Here is a 6,794-nt window from a genome sequence, read left to right as displayed (position 1 = left end):
GTTTGTGGGGTGGGTTCGTGGGGGTGGCTTTCCTCCCCCATAGTCCTTTCGGCCGCGTCCCCGAACGCGGGGGGGGAACCCACGGGGGCCCGGGACCGCGGTCGCGCTCCGGGCCCCTCGGTCTACGTCCCGCGTACGGGGCGTACGCGTGCGGCCACCGTCAGGCGGCTGCGCCACCGCGGCCGGTCATGAGGCGCGGCAGCACCCGGAAGCCGATGCCGCCGGCGATCATCGTGGCGGCGCCGATCACCAGGAAGGTGGTCTCGGCGGCACCGGTCTCGGCGAGCTCCTTGCCGTTGCCCTGGGCCGAGGGGGCGGGGGCCTCGTCACCGGTGTCGGTGAGCGCCGAGGAACCCTCCTCCTGCGGGGCGGCGCCCCCGGCGGGGTCGGCGGCGTTGCCGCCGCCGTTGCCGCCGCCGGCACCCGGAGCGGTCGCGGTGGGCTCCTCGGTGGGCTCGGTGGGCTCGTTCGGCTCGGTCGGCTCCGGCTCGGTGGGCTCCGGCTCGGTCGGGTCCGGCTCGGTGGGCTCCGGCTCGGTCGGGTCCGGGTTGGTCGGCTCCGGCTCGGTCGGGTCCGGGTTCTCGGGGATGGTGGTCGGCGGGGTCGCCGGCGGGGTCGTCTGCTCGGTGCCGTCGTTCACCTTGACGCCGTCGTTCGTCCCGGCGCTCACGCCGATCTCGAAGGCGGAGGCCGCGCCGGCCGCGGTCAGCGAGGCGCCGGCCGCGATCACGGCACCGGCCGCTATCCGGGCGACACGGATCCGCGTCTTCTTGGTCATGTGGTTGCTACCCCCAGTAGCTCATCGTCAATGAGGCGGCGCCCGGGGCCGTGATCAACGGGGGTGACTGCGGTGAAACGCCCCCCGGTTCACATGCGCCCCAGAGATACGCATGCCGCGCCTCACCCTTCCGAGTTTTCAAAAGAACGTCAAGGCCGTTGCGTACGCGATGTCCCCCTACGCACGCTTTGCCGAGGAACGCGGCCGTAAGTGTGACGCAGGACCCAGACGTCCCCCCATGAGAAAGGCAACTGCCGCCCGAAAGGCGGCAGTTGCCTTGTCGACAAAGCGCTGTTCGCGCGGTCGGTCACTTCTCCCGCTGCTTGCGCCAGCGAATCCCGGCCTCCAGGAAGCCGTCGATCTCACCGTTGAACACGGCCTCGGGGTTGCCGACCTCGTGCTCCGTGCGCAGGTCCTTGACCATCTGGTACGGGTGCAGCACGTACGAACGCATCTGGTTGCCCCAGGAGTTGCCGCCGTCGCCCTTGAGGGCGTCCATCTTGGCCTGCTCCTCCTGACGGCGCCGCTCCAGCAGCTTGGCCTGGAGGACGTTCATCGCGGTGGCGCGGTTCTGGATCTGGGAGCGCTCGTTCTGGCAGGAGACCACGATGCCGGTGGGGATGTGCGTGATGCGCACCGCGGAGTCGGTGGTGTTCACGCCCTGGCCGCCGGGACCGGAGGAGCGGTAGACGTCGATGCGCAGGTCGGACTCGTCGATGTCGACGTGGTCGGACTGCTCGACGACGGGGAGCACCTCGACACCGGCGAAGGAGGTCTGGCGCCGGCCCTGGTTGTCGAAGGGCGAGATGCGCACCAGGCGGTGGGTGCCCTGCTCGACCGAGAGGGTGCCGTAGGCGTAGGGCACCTGGACGGCGAAGGTGGTCGACTTGATGCCGGCCTCCTCCGCGTACGACGTCTCGTAGACCTCGGTCTTGTAGCCGTGCTGCTCGGCCCAGCGCAGGTACATGCGCTGGAGCTTCTCGGCGAAGTCGGCGGCGTCGACGCCGCCGGCCTCGGCGCGGATGTTGACCAGCGCCTCACGGGCGTCGTACTCGCCGCTGAGCAGCGTCCGGACCTCCATCTCGTCCAGCGCCTTGCGGACCGCGGCGAGCTCGGTCTCGGCCTCCGCGCGGGTGTCCGGGTCGTCCTCCTCCTCGGCCATCTCGAACAGCACGGCGAGATCGTCGATCCGGCCGCGCAGCGCCTCGGCCTTGCGCACCTCGGCCTGGAGGTGGGAGAGCCTGCTGGTGATCTTCTGCGCCTCGTCCGGGTTGTCCCACAGGGACGGCGCGGCCGCCTGCTCCTCGAGCACGGCGATGTCTGCCCTCTTCTTGTCGAGGTCCAGGACGGCCTCGATCGACTCCATGGTCGAGGAGAGGGACTTCAGCTCTTCGGATACATCGACGACTGCCACGCCCTCCAGCGTAACGGTTCCACCGGGCGGCCCACGCCGGACGCGGGCCCCGGAAAGGACGCCCAGCAGGTCACGGGGCCACCGGAACGGAGTTCTCGGTGTCCTGCGGAGGTGCCGTGCCGTCGTCCCCGGCGGCCAGCCAGGTGCCGACGCCCGCCGCTGCCGCCAGGGCCGCCGCCGCCGCGGTCAGGGCCAGGCGGCGCCGACGGGCGATCGCGCGGTTGCGGGCCGAGCCGGGGCGGGGGGCGCCGGCCGCGCGGGGGGCCCGGGCCGTGCCGCGGGCGCCGCCGGCGAGCTCGTCGGGGGCCGGCACCCGCATGGACGTGTGGGTGTCGCGGTTGGAGTCGGCCGGCCGCGCGCCCGGCACCAGCGGGACCGCGCCGCGCCGCCGCGCCGGCTCCCCGGCGGCCGGGGCCCGGCCGGACGCCCGGGCGTCCTCCACCGCCGCCGCCTCCTCCTCCGCCGGTCCGGTGTCCGGCTCGTCCACGTCCAGCGGCGGCATCCCCGCCAGGACCGGCAGCAGCTCCCGCAGCCGCACGGCCAGCTCGGAGGCGCGCAGCCGCGACGCCGGGGCCTTGGCCAGGCACTGCACCAGCAGCTGCCACAGCTCGTCGGGGATGCCGGGGAGCGGGACCACCGTCTCGGTGACGTGGCGGCGCAGGACCGCTCCGGGGTGTCCGCCGCCGAACGGCGTGAAGCCCGCGAGCAGCTCGTACAGGACCGTGGCCAGCGCGTAGATGTCGACCGAGGCGCGCGGCGGCAGGCCCTCCACGATCTCCGGGGCCAGGTAGTCCGGCGTTCCGATGATCTTCGTGGCGCGGGTCCGGCGCGGGGTGTCGATGAGCTTGGCCACGCCGAAGTCCGTCAGCAGCGCGCGGTGCGAGCCGCCCGGCCCCACGGGGCCCTGCATGTCCAGCAGCACGTTCTCCGGCTTGACGTCCCGGTGCACGACGCCGGCCGCGTGGGCCGCGGCCAGTCCGTCCGCGACGTCGGCGGTGATCGCCACCGCCGCCTCGGGCGCGAGGCGGCGCTCCCGGTCGAGGCGGGTGCGCAGGTCCGTCCCCCGGACCAGGTCCATGACCAGGGCGAGGTCGTTGCCGTCGACCACCAGGTCGCGCACGGAGACGACGTGCGGGTGCTCCAGACCGAGCAGCGCCGTCCGCTCCTGCACGAAGCGGCCGACGAGCTCCTGGTCGGAGGCGAGGTCCTCGCGCAGCAGCTTGATGGCGACGGGCCCCCCGGGTCCCTCGCCCAGCCACACCGTGCCGGCGCTGCCCCGTCCGAGGATCTGGTGGGCGGTGTACCGGCTGCCGATCTTCCGTGCCAAGGCTGCTCCTACCGACGCGTGTTGTCGTTAAAACTACGCGTCCGGGGAGCCGGCCCCCCCAACGGATCCGGAAATCGGCTCCCGGATGTCGACACATCAACAAATGCGCCGGACCCCCGGGAGCTCCCGGGCCCCTCTAGGAACCCGAGGAGCCGCCGCCGAGGTCCTCGAACCAGCCGACCACCGTGCCGAACCAGTCGGTGAGCTGCTCCCAGTAGCCCTTGCCGGTGCCGATCCAGCTCTGCAGCGGGCTCAGCTCCCAGACCAGCCATCCGGCGACGAACAGGACGAGGAGGGTGAACAGGCATCCCTTCAGGCAGCCCAGCCCGGGGATCCGCATCGGGTTGGCGCTGCGCCGGCGCGGCGGCCGGGGCTCGCGCCGGGGCGGCCGGGGCTCCGGCCGGGCGGGGGGCGCGTACCGCTGGGGCTGGGGCTGGGGCGGCGGGGGCTGCGGCGTGGCGTAGCGCTGCGGTTGCTGCTGCTGCGGGTAGCCGTAGCCGGGGCCCGGCTGGGCCTGCGGACGCCGCTGCGGCGGCTGCGGCGGCTGCTGCTGCGGCCGGGCGACCTGCCGCTGGGGGCGGCGGCGCAGCGGGTCCTGGCCGGGGTCGAGGTACTGGACCTGGGTCTGCTCGTTGCGGTCGCGGGCCGCGCGCAGCTGGTTCTGCCAGGGGTGCGGGTCCTCGGGGCCGGGCTGTCCGGGCTGCCCCTGGCCGTTCCCCCCGGGCGGGCCGGGCGGCACCGGAGGCATGACGGCGGTCGGGTCGGCGGCACCGGCCGGTCCGCCGGTGTGCGGCAGGACGCTGGTGGCGGCGTTGGGGTCGTGGGAGCCCGCGCCGTGCGGCAGCACCTGCGTCGGGTCGGCGGCACCGGGCGCGTCGGGCACCGGCGCGGGCGCCGGGTCGGGCGCGAGGAGCGCGCCGACGTTCTCCGCGGCGGCGATCTGCGCGGAGTTCGCGCGCACGCCGACGCCGTCGGCGACGACCCGCAGGCCGCGCGCGAGGTTCTCGGCGCTGGGCCGTTCGTCGGGGTTCTTGCGCAGGCAGCGCTCGATGACCGTCCACAGCGGGTCGGGGACGGTGGAGGGGCGGCGCGGTTCGGCGCTCAGGTGCTGGTGCAGCACCTCCAGGGCGGAGGACCCGGAGAACGGCGGACGGCCGGTGACCAGCTCGTACAGCAGGATGCCGGCGCCGTAGACGTCGACGGCGGAGGTCTGCGGGCGGCCCTCGGCGGACTCGGGCGCGATGTACGCGGGCGTGCCGACGAACTCGTGGGTGCGGGTCAGGCCCGGGGAGTCGGCGAGGCGGGCGATGCCGAAGTCGGTCAGCATCGGGTGCATCTCGCCGTTCTCCTGCTTGAGCAGGACGTTGGCCGGCTTCAGGTCGCGGTGCACCACGCCGTCGGCGTGGCTGGCGGCGAGCGCGTCGGCGATCTGGGCGGTCAGCAGCGCGGCGGCCACGGGGGTGAAGGGGCCGTTCTCGCGCAGGTGGCGGTGCAGGTCGGGGCCGTCGACGAGGTCCATGACCAGGGCCAGCAGATCACCCTCGACCACCAGGTCGCGGACCCGGACGATGTTGGGGTGGGTCAGCCGCAGCAGGACGGAGCGCTCGCGCAGGAACCGCATCACGACGTCGGCGTCGTTCGCGAGCTCCTCCTTGAGGACCTTGATCGCCACGGTTTCGCCGGGCTGTCCGGGCACGGCCGCCTCGGCGCCCGCGGTCTCCCGCTGGCGGGCTCGCCAGACGGTGCCCGTGGCGCCGCGCCCGAGCGGCTCCTCGAGCAGGTACTTACTGCCTACCGGCCGCACGTCATGCGCTCCCTGCTGATTGCTTGGCGTACACCGTGGTCCACCGTGCTGCGGAATGTCCCGACCCACTGTAGTGCCGCCGCACGGGATACCGGCTTGACGAGTTCGGCGTCGTCCCTCCGTGGGCCCCGCGGGCCGGCGCCCGTTCGCGTGGTCCGTTCGCGCTGTCCGTCCGTGTTGCAGGAAAGACGCGCGACCCGGTCCGTTGGTTGCCGGATGCCGGACGTGACCGATCTCAAGTGGCCCCGGAACGATCACCGACTCCTCACCGGTCGGGCATTTTTGCGGGCAGAGCCGACCAATCAAGATCATTTGATGCCGGGCGGCGAGCACGTTGTCGGCGGCAGGTGCGAGGATGCCCCCAGTACTGGCCGTACGTGCGCGTGTGGCGGTGGGGGAAGCCCGCGGAGGGGGACCGCGGGGCGGCTTCGTCCCCGTGTCGCGAGCGCCCGCGCAGAAGGGACCGCTGACGGCGATGCAGATCCGGCTGACCGTCGTTGACCCGCCGGGTTCGTCCTCCCCCGCGCGGGACCGGGCCGCGCGCCGCGACGTGCTGGTCACGGCACCCGCCGGCACGGCCCTGGCCGCGGTCGCCTCCGCCCTGGCCTCGGCGGTCCCCGGCGGCGACGGCCCGTCCGGCTCCTCGGGCACCCCGGTGCTGTACGCCGGGGACCGGCGGCTGGACACCCAGCGCTGCACCCTCGGCGAGCCGCCGCTGATCGACGGCGCGGTGCTGACCGTGGGCGCCCCGGGCGAACCGGAGCCCCGTCCCGAACCGGACGACGCCCCGGCCCGCCTCCACGTCGTCGCCGGTCCCGACGCGGGCGGGGTGCACCTGCTGCACGGCGGCGAGGTCCGCATAGGCCGCTCCGCCGACGCCGACGTGCCGCTCGACGACCCGGACGTCTCCCGGCTGCACTGCGCGGTGACGGTCGGCCCGGACGGCCGGGTCTCGGTGGCCGACCTCGGCTCCACCAACGGCACGACGCTGGACGGCAGGCACGTGGGTTCCCGCCCGGTCCGCCTCGCCCCGGGCGCGCTGCTGCGGATCGGGGAGTCCGCCCTGCGGCTCGCCCCGCCCCCGGGGCCGGCGGCGCGGACGGGGACGGCCCCGGACGGCGAGGGACACGTGCGCGTGACGGCTCCCCCGCGCGGGCGAACCGACGGCGCGGACGCCCGGGACGACGGGGCGGCGCCGACGGCGCCCACCCATCACGGCCACGGCCCGGCCGGCTGGGCCGCGCCCGCCCCGGGCGGGCGGGAGGACGGCGCGGGCGGGGCGCCACGGGTGCCGGGACAGGGCGGGGCGCCGGGCGTCGAGAGCCACGGGGCGGACCCGGGCCCCGGGCACACCGCCGCCGGGGAGGGCGTGCCGTCTGCCGGGGGAGGGGGGCCCCCGGCGGCGGCACCCTCCCCCAGGGGGGGAACCCACCCCCATCATTCTTTCTCTGGCCTCGGCGGGAGGGGGGGA

General features: G+C 74.9%; 5 protein-coding genes. 1 reads left to right on the top strand and 4 read right to left on the bottom strand.

Going from position 1 to position 6,794, the window contains the following annotated elements; all coding sequences use genetic code 11:
• Positions 1-160: 160 nt before the first annotated feature.
• From ACZ56B_RS28585 to ACZ56B_RS28570, 4 genes are all read right to left on the bottom strand, one after another.
• Positions 161-778 (bottom strand): hypothetical protein, encoded by a 618-nt coding sequence (locus ACZ56B_RS28585; protein WP_468796566.1) that lies wholly within the window; start codon positions 776-778, stop codon positions 161-163.
• Between the two features lie 307 nt (positions 779-1,085).
• Entirely contained in the window at positions 1,086-2,192 is a 1,107-nt protein-coding gene (gene prfB, locus ACZ56B_RS28580; RefSeq protein WP_468796563.1) for a peptide chain release factor 2, read from the bottom strand.
• A gap of 70 nt (positions 2,193-2,262) precedes the next feature.
• Entirely contained in the window at positions 2,263-3,519 is a 1,257-nt protein-coding gene (locus ACZ56B_RS28575) for a serine/threonine-protein kinase (RefSeq protein WP_468796561.1), read from the bottom strand.
• A gap of 136 nt (positions 3,520-3,655) precedes the next feature.
• Positions 3,656-5,323 carry a serine/threonine-protein kinase gene (locus ACZ56B_RS28570; protein ID WP_468796559.1) on the bottom strand — a complete coding sequence of 556 codons (1,668 nt, stop codon included), beginning with the start codon at positions 5,321-5,323 and terminating at the stop codon, positions 3,656-3,658.
• A gap of 475 nt (positions 5,324-5,798) precedes the next feature.
• Here ACZ56B_RS28570 and ACZ56B_RS28565 point away from each other — a divergent pair.
• Positions 5,799-6,794, top strand: a 996-nt coding sequence (locus tag ACZ56B_RS28565) for an FHA domain-containing protein (protein WP_468796557.1), incomplete at its 3' end; no start/stop codon positions are given.

This window comes from Streptomyces sp. NPDC034670 (genome assembly GCF_055574875.1).
The sequence above is the reverse complement of the archived record's forward strand: the minus strand, read 5'-3'. Positions and strand labels throughout refer to the sequence as shown.